The sequence below is a fragment of the Pseudomonas solani genome (genome assembly GCF_026072635.1).
In the GTDB taxonomy this organism is placed as follows: domain Bacteria; phylum Pseudomonadota; class Gammaproteobacteria; order Pseudomonadales; family Pseudomonadaceae; genus Metapseudomonas; species Metapseudomonas solani.
The window spans coordinates 6,274,881-6,292,064 of the sequence record NZ_AP023081.1; the positions used below are offsets into that span (position 1 = coordinate 6,274,881).

21 protein-coding genes and 1 pseudogene are annotated in these 17,184 nt (G+C 68.6%); 14 read left to right on the plus strand and 8 right to left on the minus strand.

Annotation, left to right across the window (positions count from 1 at the left end):
- Position 1: 1 nt before the first annotated feature.
- From gspF to PSm6_RS28470, 9 genes and pseudogenes are all read left to right on the plus strand, one after another.
- Positions 2-1,210 carry a type II secretion system inner membrane protein GspF gene (gspF, locus tag PSm6_RS28430; protein ID WP_265168967.1) on the plus strand — a complete coding sequence of 403 codons (1,209 nt, stop codon included), beginning with the start codon at positions 2-4 and terminating at the stop codon, positions 1,208-1,210.
- 15 nt (positions 1,211-1,225) lie between these two features.
- Complete coding sequence (gene gspG / locus PSm6_RS28435; protein ID WP_265168969.1) at positions 1,226-1,660, plus strand: type II secretion system major pseudopilin GspG; 435 nt, start codon at positions 1,226-1,228, stop codon at positions 1,658-1,660.
- Positions 1,661-1,969: 309 nt separating this feature from the next.
- A complete protein-coding gene (gene gspH, locus PSm6_RS28440; RefSeq protein ID WP_265168972.1) occupies positions 1,970-2,452 on the plus strand; it encodes a type II secretion system minor pseudopilin GspH in 483 nt (160 codons plus the stop codon).
- Positions 2,439-2,807 (plus strand): type II secretion system minor pseudopilin GspI, encoded by a 369-nt coding sequence (gspI, locus tag PSm6_RS28445; protein WP_371876991.1) that lies wholly within the window; start codon positions 2,439-2,441, stop codon positions 2,805-2,807. Before gspH ends, gspI begins: the two co-directional genes overlap by 14 nt.
- Positions 2,804-3,385: a type II secretion system minor pseudopilin GspJ gene (gene gspJ, locus PSm6_RS28450; RefSeq protein ID WP_265168976.1), complete on the plus strand. Its 582-nt coding sequence runs from the start codon at positions 2,804-2,806 to the stop codon at positions 3,383-3,385. The genes gspI and gspJ overlap by 4 nt, the downstream gene beginning before the upstream one ends.
- On the plus strand, positions 3,378-4,253 hold the full coding sequence (gene gspK / locus PSm6_RS28455) for a type II secretion system minor pseudopilin GspK (protein WP_265168977.1): 876 nt from the start codon (positions 3,378-3,380) through the stop codon (positions 4,251-4,253). Before gspJ ends, gspK begins: the two co-directional genes overlap by 8 nt.
- A 5-nt stretch (positions 4,254-4,258) precedes the next feature.
- Positions 4,259-4,861: pseudogene (gspL, locus tag PSm6_RS28460) on the plus strand (type II secretion system protein GspL); the annotation flags it as partial.
- Positions 4,862-5,034: 173 nt separating this feature from the next.
- Complete coding sequence (locus PSm6_RS30785) at positions 5,035-5,337, plus strand: hypothetical protein (protein ID WP_503827124.1); 303 nt, start codon at positions 5,035-5,037, stop codon at positions 5,335-5,337.
- 40 nt (positions 5,338-5,377) lie between these two features.
- Positions 5,378-5,842 carry a type II secretion system protein M gene (locus PSm6_RS28470; protein ID WP_043245986.1) on the plus strand — a complete coding sequence of 155 codons (465 nt, stop codon included), beginning with the start codon at positions 5,378-5,380 and terminating at the stop codon, positions 5,840-5,842.
- A 6-nt stretch (positions 5,843-5,848) separates the two neighbouring features.
- Here PSm6_RS28470 and PSm6_RS28475 read toward each other — a convergent pair whose 3' ends face one another.
- A complete protein-coding gene (locus PSm6_RS28475) occupies positions 5,849-7,288 on the minus strand; it encodes an amidase (RefSeq protein ID WP_265168979.1) in 1,440 nt (479 codons plus the stop codon).
- A gap of 119 nt (positions 7,289-7,407) precedes the next feature.
- Here PSm6_RS28475 and PSm6_RS28480 point away from each other — a divergent pair, with 119 nt between their 5' ends.
- Positions 7,408-7,980 (plus strand): TetR/AcrR family transcriptional regulator, encoded by a 573-nt coding sequence (locus PSm6_RS28480; RefSeq protein WP_265168980.1) that lies wholly within the window; start codon positions 7,408-7,410, stop codon positions 7,978-7,980.
- 40 nt (positions 7,981-8,020) lie between these two features.
- Positions 8,021-8,464, plus strand: a complete 444-nt coding sequence (locus PSm6_RS28485; RefSeq protein WP_265168982.1) for an SRPBCC family protein — start codon at positions 8,021-8,023, stop codon at positions 8,462-8,464.
- Positions 8,465-8,476: 12 nt separating this feature from the next.
- Here PSm6_RS28485 and PSm6_RS28490 read toward each other — a convergent pair whose 3' ends face one another.
- Positions 8,477-9,616, minus strand: coding sequence for an AAA family ATPase (locus tag PSm6_RS28490; RefSeq protein WP_265168984.1), 1,140 nt, complete (start codon positions 9,614-9,616; stop codon positions 8,477-8,479).
- On the minus strand, positions 9,613-10,485 hold the full coding sequence (locus PSm6_RS28495) for an RNA ligase family protein (RefSeq protein ID WP_021222453.1): 873 nt from the start codon (positions 10,483-10,485) through the stop codon (positions 9,613-9,615). Before PSm6_RS28495 ends, PSm6_RS28490 begins: the two co-directional genes overlap by 4 nt.
- 295 nt (positions 10,486-10,780) lie before the next feature.
- Here PSm6_RS28495 and PSm6_RS28500 point away from each other — a divergent pair, with 295 nt between their 5' ends.
- On the plus strand, positions 10,781-11,599 hold the full coding sequence (locus tag PSm6_RS28500; RefSeq protein ID WP_265168986.1) for a PH domain-containing protein: 819 nt from the start codon (positions 10,781-10,783) through the stop codon (positions 11,597-11,599).
- A 128-nt stretch (positions 11,600-11,727) separates the two neighbouring features.
- Positions 11,728-13,233 carry an MFS transporter gene (locus PSm6_RS28505; protein WP_265168987.1) on the plus strand — a complete coding sequence of 502 codons (1,506 nt, stop codon included), beginning with the start codon at positions 11,728-11,730 and terminating at the stop codon, positions 13,231-13,233.
- On the opposite strand, the gene PSm6_RS28510 is transcribed toward PSm6_RS28505, so the two are convergent.
- A complete protein-coding gene (locus PSm6_RS28510; RefSeq protein ID WP_265168988.1) occupies positions 13,234-13,722 on the minus strand; it encodes a GFA family protein in 489 nt (162 codons plus the stop codon).
- Between the two features lie 719 nt (positions 13,723-14,441).
- On the opposite strand from PSm6_RS28510, the gene PSm6_RS28515 reads away from it, so the two are divergent.
- Positions 14,442-15,413, plus strand: coding sequence for an IS110 family RNA-guided transposase (locus tag PSm6_RS28515; protein ID WP_265167841.1), 972 nt, complete (start codon positions 14,442-14,444; stop codon positions 15,411-15,413).
- A 103-nt stretch (positions 15,414-15,516) separates the two neighbouring features.
- On the opposite strand, the gene PSm6_RS28520 is transcribed toward PSm6_RS28515, so the two are convergent.
- The 4 genes from PSm6_RS28520 to PSm6_RS28535 form a co-directional block, all read right to left on the minus strand.
- Complete coding sequence (locus PSm6_RS28520) at positions 15,517-15,690, minus strand: hypothetical protein (RefSeq protein WP_265168989.1); 174 nt, start codon at positions 15,688-15,690, stop codon at positions 15,517-15,519.
- A 3-nt stretch (positions 15,691-15,693) separates the two neighbouring features.
- A complete protein-coding gene (locus tag PSm6_RS28525) occupies positions 15,694-16,041 on the minus strand; it encodes a hypothetical protein (protein ID WP_265168990.1) in 348 nt (115 codons plus the stop codon).
- Between the two features lie 32 nt (positions 16,042-16,073).
- Positions 16,074-16,613 (minus strand): hypothetical protein, encoded by a 540-nt coding sequence (locus PSm6_RS28530; protein ID WP_265168991.1) that lies wholly within the window; start codon positions 16,611-16,613, stop codon positions 16,074-16,076.
- A gap of 63 nt (positions 16,614-16,676) precedes the next feature.
- The gene (locus tag PSm6_RS28535) at positions 16,677-17,114 is read right to left on the minus strand and encodes a nucleoside deaminase (RefSeq protein WP_043245969.1); all 438 of its coding nucleotides are present in this window, start codon (positions 17,112-17,114) and stop codon (positions 16,677-16,679) included.
- Between the last annotated feature and the right edge of the window lie 70 nt (positions 17,115-17,184).

Sequence of the window (17,184 nt, forward strand, 5' to 3'; positions counted from 1 at the left end):
GATGGCGGCCTACGAATACCTCGCCATGGATACAGGCGGTGGCAAGCAGCGCGGCGTGCAGGAAGCCGACAGCGAACGCCAGGCCCGCCAGCTGCTGCGTGAACGCCAGCTGGTGCCGCTGCGCCTGCGCCTGGCCAAGGGCAGCCGCAGCGCCGGTGGCAAGCCCTCCGGGCGTGGCCTGGGCGCCGCCGAACTGGCCCTGCTGACCCGCCAGCTGGCCACCCTGGTGCAGGCCGCCCTGCCCCTGGAGGAAGTGCTCGCCGCCGTCGCCGCGCAGTCGGAAAAGCGCAGCCAGCAGGCCATGGTGCTGGCCATCCGCGCGCGGGTGCTGGAGGGCCACGGCCTGGCCCAGGCGATGGCCGGCTTTCCCCGCGCCTTCCCGCCGCTGTACCGCGCCACCGTGGCAGCCGGCGAGCGCGCCGGGCACCTCGGCCAGGTGCTGCTGCAACTGGCCGACTACACCGAATCGCGCCAGGCTGCGCGCCAGCAGGTGCAACTGGCCCTGCTCTACCCGAGCATCCTGCTGCTGGCCGCCTTCGGCATCGTCGGCTTCCTGCTGGGCTTCGTGGTGCCGGACGTGGTCAAGGTGTTCATCGACAGCGGCCAGGAGCTGCCCGCGCTGACCCGCGGCCTGATCGCCGCCAGCGAACTGTTGCAACACCACGGCCTGGCCTTGCTGCTGGCCAGCGCCGGGGGCATCTGCGCCTTGCGCCTGGCCCTGCGCAGGCCCGCCACGCGGCTCGCCTGGCACCGTTTGCTGCTGCGCCTGCCGCTGCTCGGGCGCCTGGTGCGGGCCAGCGACTGCACGCGCTTCACCAGCACCCTGGCGATCCTCGGGCGCAGCGGCGTGCCCCTGGTGGATGCCCTGGAGATCGCCGCCGAAGTGGTGGCCAACGGGCAGATTCGGACCGGTCTGAAAGACGTCGCCCGCGCCGTGCGCGAAGGTGGCCCGCTGACACGGGCCCTGGAACGCAGCGGCCACTTCCCGCCGATGATGCTTTACATGATCGCCAGCGGTGAACGCTCCGGCGAACTGGACGCCATGCTCGACCGCGCCGCGCGCCAGCAGGAAGCGCAACTGGCCACCCGCATCGCCATGCTGGTGGGCCTGTTCGAGCCGGCGATGCTCGTGTTCATGGGCGCCAGCGTGCTGGTGATCGTGCTGGCGATCCTCATGCCCATCCTCAGCCTCAACCAACTCATCGCCTGAACGGCAGGACTCCCCATGCACAGCAAACGCAGCCAAGCAGGCTTCACCCTTATCGAGATCATGGTCGTGGTGGTCATCCTCGGCGTGCTCGCCGCCCTGGTGGTGCCGCAGATCATGAGCCGCCCCGACCAGGCCAAGGTCACCGCCGCGCGCGCCGACATCAACGCCATCGCCATGGCCCTGGACATCTACAAGCTCGACAACCACGGCTACCCCGGCACCCAGCAAGGCCTCGATGCGCTGGTGAGCAAGCCCAGCGGCAGCCCGCCGGCGCGCAACTGGAACCCCGACGGCTACCTCAAGCGCCTGCCCGTGGACCCCTGGGGCAACCCCTACCAGTTCATCACCCCCGGCAGCCAGGGCAAGGCCTACGACCTGTTCTCCTTCGGCGCCGACGGCCGCGCCGGCGGCGATGGCCTCAACGCCGACATCGGCAACTGGGATCGCTGAAATGCCGCAGCATGTGAAAACGCTTCCCGTAGGATGGGTAGAGCCCCGCGAAACCCATCACCTCGGCAGCATGGGTTTCGCTCCGCGCTACCCATCCTACGAAGCGGGCTGCCGCACCGAGGGAGCCAAGGCAACGCCATCGCCAGCACATCGCACCGGGCATTCGCCGCTTCGTATGGGGCCGGGAAACCCATCACCTCGGCCGCATAGGTTTCGCTCCGCTCTACCCATCCTACGAAGAGAGGTGACTCCCTCGCGGCCCTGTGGGAACGAATTCATTCGCGATGCCGCCCACACCGGAGCCCACCCATGAACCGCGCGCGGGGCTTCACCCTGCTGGAGATCCTCGTGGTCATCCTGCTGATCGGCCTGGTGGCGGGATTGGCCGGCCTGGCCCAGGGCGACCACGGCGGCCAGCAGGCACGCCGCGAGGCCGAGCGCCTGCGCGTGCTGATCGCCCTGCTGCGCGAGGATGCGCTGCTCGCCCAGCGCCAGTTCGGCCTGCGCGTGGACGCCGACGGCTACGCCGTGCAGCGCCTGGAGCCCAACGGCCGCTGGGCCCCCGCTCCCGGTTACCGCCCGCAGCACCTGGCCGAGCCCCTGCGCTTGCGCATGGAAGCCGCCGAGGATGCCGCGCAGCTGGGCAATGCACCCGGGGGCAGCGCGCCGCAGTTGCTGGTGCTCTCCAGCGACGAGATCTCACCCTTCACCCTGTACCTGGAGCTGCGCGGCAAGCCGCTGCTGACCCTGGCCAGCGATGGCCTGGAAGAGGTGCGCATTGAAACGCTGTGAGGGCTTCACCCTGCTGGAGGTGATGGTCGCCCTGGCCATCTTCGCCACCCTCTCCGTGGCGCTGTACAGCGCCGCCGGGCATATCGCCGGCAACAACGCCGGGCTCACCGAGCGCAGCCTCGCCCAGTGGCTGGCGGACAACCGCCTCAATGAGCTGCGCGCGGGCATGCGCGAGCCACAACGCGGCTACCGCCAGGAGCGCATCGCCTTCGCCGGCCGCCAATGGCTGCTGGGTACCGAGGTCAGCGCCGCCCCCGACCCGCGCCTGCTGGAGGTAAAGGTGGACGTGGCGGTGCCCAACGACCCACCGCTGACCCGCGCGCTGCTCAGCGGCTTCATCGAGGCGCCGCGATGAACGAGCGCGGCTTCACCCTCCTGGAAGTGCTGATCGCCATCGCCCTGTTCGCCCTGCTCGGCCTGGCCAGTTACCAGTTGCTGGAGCGGGTGCTGCACAGCGAGCGGCGCATCCAGCAGCACGAGCAGCAGCTGCGCCAGTTGCAGCGCGCGCTGGACATCTTCCAGCGCGACCTGTGGCAGGCCCTCCCCGCCGCCCTGCCCGATGACCCGAGCCGACGCCAGGCGCTGATCGGCCGCGACCACCAGCTGCGGCTGATGCGCGGCGGCTGGGCCAACCCTTTGCAGCAGCGCCGCAGCGAGGTGATGTGGGTCGAGCACCGCTGGGAACAGGGCCAGTGGCTGCGGGCCTACCGGGGCGACGACGGCGCGGGGCACAGCCAGCGCCTGCTGGAAGGCGTGGAACTGACCCGGCTGCGCTACATCGATGACCGGGGTCAGCCCACGGACGCCTGGCCGGCAGGCGGCGGCCCGCTGAACCTGCCCCGGGCGCTGGAGATCGAGCTGGACGCGCCGGGCTACCCGGGGCTGCGCCGGGTCATCCTGCTGCCGGGCCTGAAGGTGCCGGACCATGAGTGAACGGCACCGCCAGGGCGGCGTGGCGCTGATCAGCGTGCTGCTGGTCACGGCGCTGGTCACCCTGATCATCAGCGACATGCTCGCCCGTCAGCGCCTGAGCCTGACCAGCAGCGCCAACCAGTTGCAGCAGCAACAGCTCTGGCAACTGGCCCTGAGCGGCGAGGCCTGGGCCCGCCAGCAGCTGCACGATGACCTCGCCACGCGCGAGGAGCCGCTGCGGGTGCACCTGGGCCAGGGTTGGGCCCGGAACGGCAACCTGTTCGACATCGATGGCGGGCAGATCCGCATCCGCATCGAAGACCTGGCCGGGCGTTTCGACCTCGACACCCAGCGCAGCACCAGCCGCCTGGCCCGTGCACGCTACCAGCGCCTGCTGGCCAACCTCGGCCTGCCCCACCACGACCCGGCGCTGCTGCCGCAACGGCCCGGCGCCGACGGCAAGCCGCAGCCCTTCGCCGACAGCAGCGAACTGGCGCGCCTGGAGCAACTGGACGCAGCCGGCCTGCAACGCCTGCGCCCGCATGTCGCCACCTTCGGCGGCGTAGCGCTCAACCTCAACACCGCATCCGCCGAGGTGCTGGCCAGCCTCGAAGGCCTCGACCCGGCCATCGCCCGCACCCTGGTGCAGGCACGACCGCCCCAGGGCTATGCCAGCGTGCAGGCCTTCATGGAGCAGCCGCTGCTGCACGGCCGCGAGGTGAGCAGCCGGGAGCTGGGCGTCGACAGCCGGCATTTCCGCGCCCACCTGCAGGTGCGCCTGGGCGAGCGGCAGCTGTACCTCGCCAGTGACCTGCGCCTGGAGCGCGATGGCCGTATCAACGTCCTGCGCCGGCAACTGCTGGCGCCCGACCTTTCACACCCGGAGTAACCCCCGTGCACGCCTGGCTCCACCTCGCCACTCCCCATGACGACAGCCCCCTGACCTGGTGGCTGGACGCCCACGCCCCCGAACAGGGCGACCTCCACCAGGCGGCCACGGCGCTGGCCGGCCAGCGGCTGACCCTGCTGCTGCCCGCCGAAGCCGCCAGCACCCATGAAGTGGAGGTGCCGGCCCGCAGCGGCCGCTGGCTGCGCCAGGCGCTGCGCTCCGCCCTGGAGGAGCGCCTGCTGGATGACATCGACAACCTGCACCTGGCCCGGGCCCCCCTGCTGGACGGGCGCCGCTGCCGGGTGATCGCACTGGACCGTGCCTGGCTGCAGGGGTGCCTGGCCCGGCTCGCCCAGCACGGCCTGGTGCCCAGCCGCATCCACCTCGATGCCGACTGCCTGCCAGCGGGCGAGCCCTGCGCCCTGTACTGTGCGGGCCGCTGGTTGCTGGGCGGCGGAGCAGGCCAGTGTGCGGCGCTGCCCGACGCGCAATGGGACGCCCTCGCGGAGCTGCTGCCGGAAGGGCTCATACGCCGCGAGGAGTCCCCCTGGCCGCTGCTGGTGGAAGGCGCGCAACGGGCCATCGACCTGCGCCAGGGCGAATTCGCCCAACGGAACGGCAAGCGCGTGCCCGTCGGCGCCCTGGCGCTGGTCGCCGTTCTCGCCGGGGGGCCCAGCTGGCCCAGGACCTGCTGCATCGCCACTGGCTGGAACAGGGCAGCGCCACGCTGCAACAGGCCAACCTCGACGAGTGGCAGCGGCGTTTCCCGGAGGAGCGTCGGGTGGTCGACCTGGGCCGCCAGGTGCAGGCGCGGCTGGTTGCGGCGCAGCGCCCAGCCCAGGGCCTGGCCAACGGCCTGGAAAGCCTGGCCAATAGCTGGAGTGCAGGTGGCGGCAGCCTGGCCCGGGTGCAGCGCCTCGACTACCAGGCCGGCGAAGGCTGGACCTTGCGCGTGGAGGCCGGCTCCTTCGCCGATATCGAACGCCTGCGCGAAGGCCTCGCCAGCCAGGGGCTGGAGGTGCAGGCCGACTCCAGCGTGCGCAGCGCCCAGGGCGTGAGCACGCGCCTGCGCATCGCCGAATGAACCCCGCAACCGGTACCCTCCAAACCAAGGAACCCCGCTGATGAACCCGCTCTCCTCCCTGCAAAACCGCTGGCGCCAGCTGCCCGCCCGTGAGCGTCGGGCACTGCTCCTGCTGGGCCTGTTCCTCGGCCCGGTGCTGGCCTGGATGCTGCTGTTGCAGCCCCAGCGCCAGGCCCTGCACCAGGCTGAACAGGACTACCAGCAGGCCCTGGCCCTGCAGGCCGACCTGGCGCGCCTGCCAGCTGCGCGCCCGCAAGCGACGCTGACCGCCGAAGCCCTCCCCGGCCTGCTGGCACGCACCAGCGCCGAGGCACGGCTGAACATCGAGCGCATGGACCATGAAGGCGCCGGGCGCATCAACCTCGGCCTGGAGGGGGCGCTGGATGACCTGATCGGCTGGCTGCGGCAGTTGCAGCAAGCCGGCGCCCGGGTCGCCAGCCTGGGGCTGGAGGTCAGCCCCGACGGCCAGGCGCGGGCGCGGTTGCAGGTGGAGGCTGGGGCCTAGCGCGCCTCAGGCCTGGCGGCCCACCCAGATCGGTGGCCGGCGGCTGGCCCAGGGCAATGCGCGTTCCAGTTGCCCGGCGAGGCGCAGCAGCAGGTCTTCGCGGCCGCAGTCGGCGCTGAACTGCAGGCCGATGGGCAGCCCGCTGGCCGCGTCCTGGGCCAGGGGCACGGACATGGAGGGGGCACCGGTGACGTTGGCCAGGGCGGTGAAGGGCGATTGCCGGAACACCCGCTGCATCCAGCCGCGGCCGTCCAGCGTCTCCTGGCCCCGGTTGTATTCGCCGATGGGCGGCGCCAGGTGCGGCAGGATCGGGCTCAGCAGCAGGTCGAAGCGGGTGAAGAATTCGCCCATGCGCCGGGCTACGGTGTTGCGCATGTGCATGGCACCGAGCAGGTCGATGGCGCTGAGGCCGCGGCCCAGCTCATAGAGGGCCAGGCTGGCCGGCTCCAGGGTGCTGGCGTCGATGGGCCGGCCGGTCTGCGCTGCCAGGGCGTCGATCCAGTCGGCGGTGTTGGCGGCCCAGAAGCGCGCATTGAGTTCGACGAAGGCCTCCCAGCTCAAACCGATATCCGGCTGCACTGCCTCGACCCGGTGCCCCATTTCCTGCAGCTGCCGGGCGAGCCCTTCCGTCGCCTGGACGATGGACGCCGCGCTGCGTCCCCCATCGAGCGGGTGCAGCAGCAGCCCGATCTTCAGCGGGCCAGGTTCGCGCCCCACTTCCTCCAGGTAGGGCCGCACGGGCGCGGGGATGCGATACGGGTCGCCGGTGGCGTGGCCCTGGATGGCATCCAGCAGCGCGGCGCTGTCGCGCACCGAGCGGCTGAGCACGCCCTGCACTGCCAGCCCGCTCCATACCTCGTCCAGTGCCGGGCCGATGGACACCCGCCCGCGGCTGGGCTTGAGGCCGAACAGGCCGGTGACCGACGCCGGCACGCGGATCGAACCGCCGCCATCGGTGGCATGGGCCACCGGCACCAGGCCGGCCGCCACGGCAGCGGCGGCGCCACCGCTGGAGCCGCCGGCACCGTGCTGCGGGTTCCAGGGGTTGCGGGTGGGGCCGTTGGCCAGGGATTCGGTGGCGGTGCTGGCGGCCAGCTCCGGCACCGTGGTGCGGCCCAGGGTCACCAGGCCGGCCTGGCGGAAGCGCTGCATCAGGTTGGAATCAGCCGGGCTCACCAGCCCCTCGGCCAGGCGGCTGCCCAGCTCGTTGCGGCGCCCGGCCATGGCCACGCCCACGTCCTTGATCAGGAACGGCACGCCGTGCAGCGGCCCGGCGGCAGGTGCCGGCTCGTCGTCCCAGTGCTCGACCAGCGCGTTGATCGCGGGGTTGAGCGCCGCGAAAGCCGCCAACGCGGCGTCCCTGACCTCGGCGGCGGTCACCTCGCGGCGGGCGATGAGCGCGGCCAGGCCGAGTGCATCCTGAGCGGCGTATTCAGACAGATTCATGGGGCTCTCCAGGTTCACCTGCCAGCTGAAGCAGGTATGATTGATACCATTCAGTATCGAACGATACTGTTCGGTATACAGTGATACTCATCAGTATCGTCCGTCAAGCGGAGAACGCCATGCGACCCGAGCGCGTCATGCGCCTGCCCCCTCGCGAACGCATCATCGATGCCGCGCAGGAGCTGTTTTTCAACGAGGGGATCACCCGCGTCACGGTGGACGCCATCGCGGCCAAGGCCGAGTCCACCAAGATGACCCTGTACCGTCACTTCGAATCCAAGGATGCCCTGGTGCTGGAGTGGATCCGCCTGCACATCGAGCAGTACCGCGACATCTTCGAGCGCCTGGCGCAGGCCCACACCGGCGACGCCCGGGCGCAGCTGCTAGGCTTCGCCCAGTTCATCGCCGACGATCTGTCGACCTCCTCCTACCGGGGCTGCTCGTTCACCAACGTGATCGCCGAGATCCCCGACGACCAGCACCCTGCGCGTGTGCTGATCGAGGCGCACAAGCAGGCGCAGTTCCGCCGCCTCGCCGCGCTCTGCGAAGAGGCCGGCCTGGCCGATGCGCAGGAGGTCGCCGAGGAGCTGACCTACCTGATGGAGGGCGCGCAGATCGTCTCGCAGAACAAGGGCATCGAGCGGGTCGGCGAGAAGCTCCTGCGCATGGTGAGGAAGAAGATCGGCGCCTGAGGCGGTCCAACACAGCAATCCATGGCCCAGGAGCCACCCGATGACCGAAGCGGCCCCCACCACCATCAGCGTCATTCGGCGCTTCCGCCAGAGCGCCGAGCAGGTGTTCGACGCCTGGCTCGACCCGGCGATCGCCTCGCGCTTCCTGTTCGCCACGGCGGACGGCGAGATGCGCGTGGTGGACATCGACGCCCGGGTCGAAGGCAGCTACTGCATCATCGAGCGACGCGGCGAGGAGGATGCCGAGCACCTGGGCGAGTACCTGGAGATCGAGCGGCCGACGCGCCTGGTGTTCACCTTCGGCATCGACCGCGACGACCCTTCACGCGACCGCATCAGCCTCAGCTTCACCCCCCTGGGCGAGGGCTGCGAACTGCTGCTGGAGCATGAGATGCGCCCGGCCTGGGCCCACTACGCCACCGCCACCCGCGACGGCTGGAACATGATCCTCGGCCATCTTGCCCGCGCCCTCGACACCCCCTGACGCGGCACCACCTCAGCCGGGGTAGAGCACCTCCTCGGCCTCGGTGGGCAGCGGCACTTCCCATTTGAACAGCATCCGCGCGATGTCCTGGTTGCGCAGGCTGCTGTCGCGCCGGGTGTTGCGCCGGCGGATCTCCGCTTCGCTGGCCTCCAGGTACACCAGTTGCACGCGGGCGTCGTAGGCGTAGAGCAGGTCGAGGGTCTTCTTGCGCATCTGCGCCGACAGGTGCGTGGCGTTCCACACGAAGGGCTGGCGCGAACGCAGCAGTGCCTTGGCCTGGTCGATGGCGAAGTGCGCAGCGGCCCCCTCGTTCTGGCCATGGCGCAGGCCCAGCGCCTCGCGCGCGTCGTCGAAGGAGATCACCGGCAGCTCGGGCTGGTGCTTCGCCTGCCAGGAGTTCTTGCCGCTGGCCGGCAGCCCGGACAGCACGATCACCTGGGAGCCCTCCACCTCGCGGTGCAGGGGATAGTCCGGCAGCACCCGCGCGCCACGGAAGTAGCGCACCCGCGTGTAGTCGTCGACGAAGGCCTTGGGCCCGCGCAGGCAGCCCTCCTCCTCAGCCAGTTGCTCCACCAGCTCGATGTCGTCCAGCAGCGCCTGCTTGCCGTGGAAGTGACGGCCCTGCATATCGGCCCGCGCCACGGCGCAGAGCATCCACACCGGCAGCTCCCAGGACAGCTTGTGCAGGATGAATTCCGCCGAACGCCCGCTCTTGTCCCCCGCCAGGGCGAAGAACGGCAGCTGGTGCACGGCGATGATCCGGCAGATGCGCTCGCGCAAGGCGAAGGGCACGCCGGCGCGCCACAGCAGGATGCGCACGTCGATGGCGCCGCGCCGGGAATGGCCGGGCTGGCCGATCTTGCCGGTGATGTCGTCGATCACCGTGGTCGCCGGCTTGGCGATGTCGTGCAGCAGCGCGGCGATGAACAGCACGAAGCGCTCGTCGGCGTCCGCCGTGGCGTAGGCGCCCTGCCCCAGCAGCGCCTCCACCACCATTTGCGTGTGGGTCCAGACATCGCCTTCGGCGTGGTAGACCGGGTCTTGCGGGGTGCTGGCCAGCTCGCCCAGCGCCGGGATCAGCGCCAGGCAGGCGGCGAAGTCCGCTGCGCCGCCGGGGGCGGGCACCAGGGCCCGCAGGTGTTCCATGTTCATGGGTGTCGTCCTTGTGCAGCGGCCAGGTCGGCCCAGGTCACCACCGGCTCGGGGGCGTAGAGATCGACGCCCGGTGCCAGCAGGTTGGGGATGAACGGCTGCTGTGAATGGTGGATGCCGGAGTCGAGGATGGCCTGGACGAAGTCCGGGCGTACCCACTTGACCCGGCCAAGGGTGTGTTCGGGGCTCTCGATCTTCAGGTACAGCCCTTCCATCAGCTCGGAGCTATCGCCGTTGGCCCAGGCGCGGGCCAGGTCCAGCCCCTCGCGCCGCACGGTGTGCTCGAAGGCCTCGCGCCAGCCGGCGGAGCGCGCCAGGGACGGCCGCACCAGCGTGAGCAGGTCCGCCAGCCGGGGCGGCGGTGCGCCTTCGTGGAGCACCGGCACGGACAGCACCGGGCTGCCGGCCAGCAGCGCGCGCCGCGCCCGGGTGGAAAGGAAGGCCCGTTGCTGGCGGTCCCAGATGTCGAACTCGAGGAACAGGTGCGGCAGGCGGTCGTAGAACACCGAATGCAGCTTGCTGCACACCTCGCCGAACAGCACGTAGCGGTCCTCCAGCCGTTCCAGCAGCAGGTGCTCGTGGGCCCGGGCCCACTGCTTGAACTGGCTGAACTGGCGCTCGCGGCCACCACCGATCAGGTAGTGCCCACGGGACTGCAGCAGCAGCTCGCCACCGGCGGAAAAACTGATGGCGGCATTGGCGCCATCGAGCTTCTCTTCCACCACCAGGTGGCAGCCGGCGAGCTCGCGGTAGGCCAGTTGGTCGGCGTCGCTGTCACCGACCTGCAGGCGTGAGGATTCGAGGTGCGGGGTCCGCGGGTATTTGAACAGCTCGAGATTTTGCGCATGGGCGCAGGAATGATCCGTCATGGTCTTCTCCTGTGAAAAAGGGAAAACCGACGACGCGCTTCAGCGGGGAATCAGTGGAAGCCACCCAGGGGCGGCCAGCAACAGGGCTCGGTGAACCGTCGTCGGTATCAGGCGTGTTGGCTGGCGCGGGGCATTGGCTTCACCACTTGGATGGAGGGGTGGATCGGAAAGGCGCGCATTGAAAACCCGCAGCACACGCGCTGTCAACACGGTCGTGTGAAGTGCGTCGCAGAGCGCTTGCCCGACATGGCGCCAGCTGGCAATCTGCCGCCACTCCACTTCCCAGGAAATGTCCATGGACCGGATCGAGGCCGCCCTCACCACCCTCAAGTCCCTGCTGCTCACCGACGAGACCGTCATCCAGAGTTCGCACCAGCTGCGCCTGAAGGCGCTGAAGCACCGGCGGGAGATCGTGGTCGCCACCAACATGCGCCTGATCGTATTCATCCGCCGCGTGTTCGGCGGCTACCGCATGCACGACATCCGCTGGCAGGACCTGCAGGACGCCGCCATCGACGAGAACCTGCTGCCGGGCCTGTTCGGCGCCGTGCTGAGCCTGCGCCTGTACAACGGCACCCTGGTGCGCATCGACGGCCTGGAGCCGGTGAGCGCCCGCGCCCTGTACGTGTACTGCCAGCGGCAGGAACAGGAGTGGCGCGAAAAGAACCGCGTCCGCGGCATGGAAGAGCGCTCGGGGTTCGGCTTTGCCAGCATGCCGGGTACCACCGGCGTTGCCGGAACCGCCGGAACGGCGGGCGCTCCCATGCCCAACATCCCCATGCCGGGAACCCCGGCCTTCGACGCGCTCTTTTCCGCCGCCTTCTCCGGTGCGACGCCTGGCACGGTCAGCCACACGACCGTCGGCTCACCGCGCACCACCAGCAGCACCACCGTCGAAAGCACCGTGGATGAAGGCGACTCCTTCTCCTTCCAGGGCAAGGGGGATTTCGGCGCCCTGGCCGGCATGGCCAAGCTGATGAACCCGGCGACCGCGTCCGCCAGCGCCGAGAAGCTGGCCAAGGGCATGGCCGAGGCGAAGAAGCAGTTCGACGCGGGCAAGCTGTCCGCCGCCGAGTACGAGAGCGCGAAAGCCAAGGTCCTCAGCAGCCTGTGACCGCCCGCCCCGCCACCGGCGCGCCCTGCGCCGGTCGGCAAACAACCTGAACTCCCCGCCAGACACCGCGCTCTCTTGATCAATGGCCAGGCCCACGGCCTGCAAGAACAAGATCAAGGGAGCCTGCGATGAACTCGACCACCCTGCCCGCCGATGCCGCCCGGGAACGCGCGACCACGGGCGACGACCCGCACTGCTACGAGACCGACCTGCCGGCGCGCCTGGACCGCCTGCCCTGGGGCCGCTTCCATACGCTGCTGGTGATGGCCCTGGGCATCACCTGGCTGCTGGACGGGCTGGAGGTGACGCTGGCGGGCTCGGTGGCCGGCGCGCTGAAGGACAGCCCCGTGCTGCACCTGACCAACGCCGAAGTGGGCCTGGCCGGCGGCATGTACATCGCCGGAGCAGTGCTGGGGGCGCTGTTCTTCGGCTGGCTCACCGACCGCATCGGCCGGCGCAAGATGTTCTTCCTCACCCTGGCCGTGTACATCAGCGCCACCGCCGCCACCGCCTTCGCCTGGAACATGTGGAGCTTCATGCTGTTCCGCTTCCTTACCGGCGCCGGCATCGGCGGCGAGTATTCGGCCATCAACTCGACCATCCAGGAGTTCACCCCGGCGCGCTTCCGTGGCTGGGTGGACCTGGGCATCAACGGCACCTTCTGGGTCGGCGCGGCCCTGGGCGCGGTGGGTTCGGTGATCCTGCTGGACCCGGACATCCTCGGCGGCGACATGGGCTGGCGCCTGTGCTTCGGCATCGGTGCGGCGCTGGGCCTGGTGATCCTGCTGATGCGCCTGTGGCTGCCGGAAAGCCCGCGCTGGCTGATGATCCACAACCGGCCCAAGGAGGCCCTGGCGATCATCGACGACATCGAGGCGCGCTTCCGCCGCGAGGGCCATGAGCTTTCCAGCGTCGATCACCTGCCGAAGATGCGCCTGCGCGGCCGCGACCACACGCCGCTGAACGAGGTGTTCCACACCCTGTTCAACGTGCACCGGCGCCGCGCCATCGTCAGCCTGAGCCTGCTCACCAGCCAGGCGTTCTTCTACAACGCCATCTTTTTCACCTATGCCCTGGTGCTGACCGACTTCTACGACGTGCCCAGCGAGAACGTGGGCTGGTACATCCTGCCCTTCGCCCTGGGCAACTTCTGCGGGCCGCTGCTGCTCGGCCGGCTGTTCGACCATGTAGGGCGGCGGGTGATGATCAGCGGCACCTACATCATCTCCGGCGTGCTGCTGACCCTGAGCGGCTACCTGTTCCAGCAGGAGATGCTCGACGCCACCCAGCAGACCCTCGCCTGGATGGTGATCTTCTTCTTCGCCTCGGCAGCGGCCAGCTCGGCCTACCTGACGGTGGCGGAGACCTTCCCGCTGGAGATCCGCGCCCTGGCCATCGCCGTGTTCTACGCCTTCGGCACCGGCTTGGGCGGCATCGTCGGCCCGCTGCTGTTCGGCCAGTTGATCGAGAGCGCCGAGCGCAGCAACGTGTTCATCGGCTACCTGATCGGTGCCGCGCTGATGGTCGGCGCCGGCCTGGTGCAGGCGTTCTGGGGCGTGGCAGCGGAGCGCCAGCCGCTGGAAAGCGTGGCGGCGCCGCTGTCCCAGGTGGACGAGGTGCCGCGCACGGCCTGATCAGCCCTCCAGGCCCAGGCGCTGGTGCCACTGGGCGATGGACTCCTGCGGGTAGAGGTCGAAGCGCTGGTCCTTGGCGCCGGCCTCCACCTCCACCCATTCGGCTTTCGAGCCGAGCATCAGGTGGGTGTGCTCCGGCGGCACCGGCAGGGGCGTGTCGATGGCCGAGGCGAAGGGGTGGATCAGTTCCGGCCATTCCGGGCTGAACAGCCACAGCCCGCTGCCGCACAGCGAGCAGAAATGCCGCTCGGCGGTGCTGGCATGGGCGCGCTTGTCGCCCTCCTCCTTGAGCCGCGCGTGGTAGACGCTGATGTGCTTGCGCCCGGTGACCTTCAGGCTCTGCGCATCCCCGGAGAGGTTGATGGCATAGCCACCGCCGCCCTGGGTCTTGCGGCAGATGGAGCAGTAGCAGCGCTGGTAGGGATAGGGGTGGGTGCTGTCCAGGCTGAAGGACACGGCTCGGCAATGGCAGGAGCCTTCCAGGTGCATGCTGACCTCCCGGGGTCGAATGGATTGCAGGGCATCTGGACAGAAGGAACGCCGGGTTTGCACGGGGTCGTTCGTCGGTTAGGGGTAAATGGCGCCCCATTCGGCATTGCGCCGTTGGGCCTCGCTGCGCGAGGCGCCAACCTACGGCAGCGGACCCCACCGTCGCGGCACCGCTACAGCGCCCCTCCCCCGACCGTAGGAGCGAATTCATTCGCGAAATGGATGGAGCGCAGCGACGCCCAGCCTCATCGCCCGGACGAGCCGCCATTGGTGGATGAAAAGAGCGTCATCCACCCTACACACGGCATGACTCCGTGGCAGGACCTGTAGGGGCGACTTCAGTCGCCAAGGAGCGCGCAGCGCTCCCGGCCAGGCACCCTCCCCGACCGTAGGAGCGAATTCATTCGCGAAATGGGTGGAGCGCAGCGAGACCCACCCTCACAGCCCGGACGGACCGCCATTGGTGGATGAAAAGAGCGTCATCCACCCTTGTATCTCGACTAACTACCCCTTCAGGGGTAATAGTTCCCGACTGATCATCGGGGGAGGGGCTGGAAGTCGTGTCCACCCTTAGGCCCTGAGCCTGCGACGTAGATAGTGCTCCGCCCCTCCACACTCACTCGAACAGCCCGAACGGTATCTTGAGCCCAGAGCTCGCATTCACAAGGTTGGGCCGGGTGCAGTGATGATCGCATTTGGAACGATCAGGAGGAGCTCACATGCCCAGTGTCATTGGTATCGACATTGCCAAGCATACGTTCGATATCGCCACCCTGCAGGCGAACGGCAAGTACCGCACCAAGGCCAAGTTGGCCAACAGCGAGGCGGGCTTTCGCACGCTGCAGGAGTGGCTGAACAAGCACAGCGAGGCGGGTGCCTGGGTCGTGATGGAAGCCACCGGCATCCACCATGAAGCCCTGGCCGAATGGCTGCTGGAACAGCGCTATCGGGTCTGCGTCCTCAACCCTGCGCAGATCGCCCACTACGCCCGCAGTCAGCTGCAGCGCGTGAAAACTGACAAGGTCGACGCCAAGCTGATCGCCGAATACGGCGAGCGCCACCAAGATGAGCTACGGCCCTGGCAGCCTGAACCTCGCGCCATACGGCGCCTGAAAGCACTGATGCGGCGCCTGGCAGATCTGCAGGAAATCCAGCAGATGGAGAGCAATCGCCTGGAGGTGGCCGATACCAGCGTGCAGGAGTCGATCCGCTCAGTGTTGCGGCACATCGAGCAACAGATCGAGGAAACCCTCAAAGCCATCAACGACCACATCGACAATGACCCGGATCTGCGTGGCAAACGTGATCTGTTGACCAGCATCGATGGCATCGCGGACAAGACAGCCGCCCTGATCCTGGCGGAGCTGGGCGACCCTCATCGCTTCACCAGCAGCCGCGCGATTACCGCCTTTGCCGGACTCAACCCGCGTTTGCAGGAGTCTGGTAAGTACCGGGGGCAGACCCGCATTTCCAAGATGGGCTCATCGCGGCTGCGTGCTGGGCTGTACATGCCTGCCGTTTGCGCCCTGCAGCACAACGGGGCGATCAAAGCGATGAGAGAACGCCTCAGAGCCAAGGGCAAGACCGGCATGCAGATCATCTGCGCAGCGATGCGTAAGCTGCTGAACATCGCTTATGGCGTCTTGAAATCGGGCCAGCCGTACGACGTAAAACTGGCCCTTGCTCACTAGGGATCAAGACGGTATCTACACACGGCATGACTCCGTGCTGGGGTCGTCGGGTTGCACCCGACCTACAGTTGCCCCGTCGCCCAGAGAATGACGAGCACGACGATCACCAGGCCCAGGCAACCGGTGAGGATGGATTCGGTGTTGTCGTTCGGCCCAGGCTGAGCAGGCGCATGAAGGGCAAGCCGATCCAGTAGAGCAGCCAGCAGAGGATATCGATGATGATGGACTGGAGAAACCACCCCAACACCCGCAACACCCCGCCAAAGATCTCATCCATGCCTTACTCGCACGCCCCGCGCTGGTAGAAGAAGTAGCCCATGTAGTGCAGCACCATCTCCTGCTTGCCGATGGAGACGATTTTGTAGTTGCCCATGCCTTCGGTGCTGATGGTGTCGCCTTCGACGCGGTAGGCGCCGCTTTGGGTGAAGCCGCCCATGCTGTAGTCGAGGGTGCCTGCGCGGGTGAAGTCGTAGGTGGAGTTGTCGGGTTCGCGCTCGCCGTCCTGGGTCAGGGACATGCCCTTGAGGCACCAGGGGCCGTAGAGGTCGTTGAGCCTGTAGTCGGCGGCGCCGGCGCGGGTGGCGAGCAGCAGCGTGGCGAGGGTCAAGGCGAGCGAGGCGGGTTTCATGGTCGATCCTTGGGCGGGAAAAGAAGGGAGGACTAGGTGATCTGCATGAACACCGGAAGCAGCATGGGCCAGGCGAGCTTGACCAGCTGCGGGACCAGCAATATGACCAGGGCCAGGCCGGCGAGCAGGCGCAGGCCCTGGCAATCGGCGTCGCGGTAGAAGGTCCAGGCCACGCGCGCCAGGTAATGCAGGGCGACCAGTATCGGCCCGTAGACCATCGCCAGCAGGCCCAGCATGCGCAGGTCGAAGTCTTGCTCCAGGCCACCCTGGCGCAGGCTTTCCGAGTCTTGGTCAACCAGCAGCCCGAACAACATGGCCCGTATGCCGATCATCAGCAGCGCGCTGGTGGTCAGGTTGCCCAGCAGCGAAGCCTGGGCCGGCTCGATCAGCAACGCACGCACCAGGCCGACGGTACCCGCCCAGGCGCCCAGCAACAAAAACGCCGAGAACAGATGAGTGCTCCAGGGCAACAGCAGGGAGAGCAGCGCCAGCGGCAGGGCCGTGAGCACACCGAACAGCAGGTAGCAGAGCAGGCGCAGCGACACCCCGAGGGAGCGGAGCTGAGCGCTCATGACCGGCACCGGCGGGCCTGGAGGGAGGTGGATGGCATGCGTACGTCCCTGTACCGGGCGGCGTTATTCGCCGATGTCTTCGTTCCAGAGTTCCGGGCGGGCCTCGATGAATTCTTCCATCAGGGCGATGCAGGTGGCGTCCTGCAGCACCTCGACCTCGACGCCGCGGGAGCGCAGCAGTTCTTCCTCACCGAGGAAGGTGCGGTTCTCGCCGACGATGATGCGCGGGATGCCGTAAAGGAGGATCGCGCCGCTGCACATGGAGCACGGCGACAGCGTGGTGTAGAGCACCGCTTCGCGGTAGACGCTGGCGGGCTGGCGGCCGGCGTTTTCGAAGGCGTCCATTTCACCGTGGCGGATGGCACTGCCTTCCTGCACCCGGCGGTTGTGGCCACGGCCGATGATACGGCCCTTGTGGACGATGACCGAGCCGATGGGAATGCCGCCTTCGGCCAGGCCCTGGCGGGCTTCGTCGATGGCGGCCTGCATGAATGCGTCCATGGTGGTGCTCCTTGCGCGGTTGCGGCGATGGAGCGAACGCTACGAGATGGCCGGCGGGCTGTCCACTGGC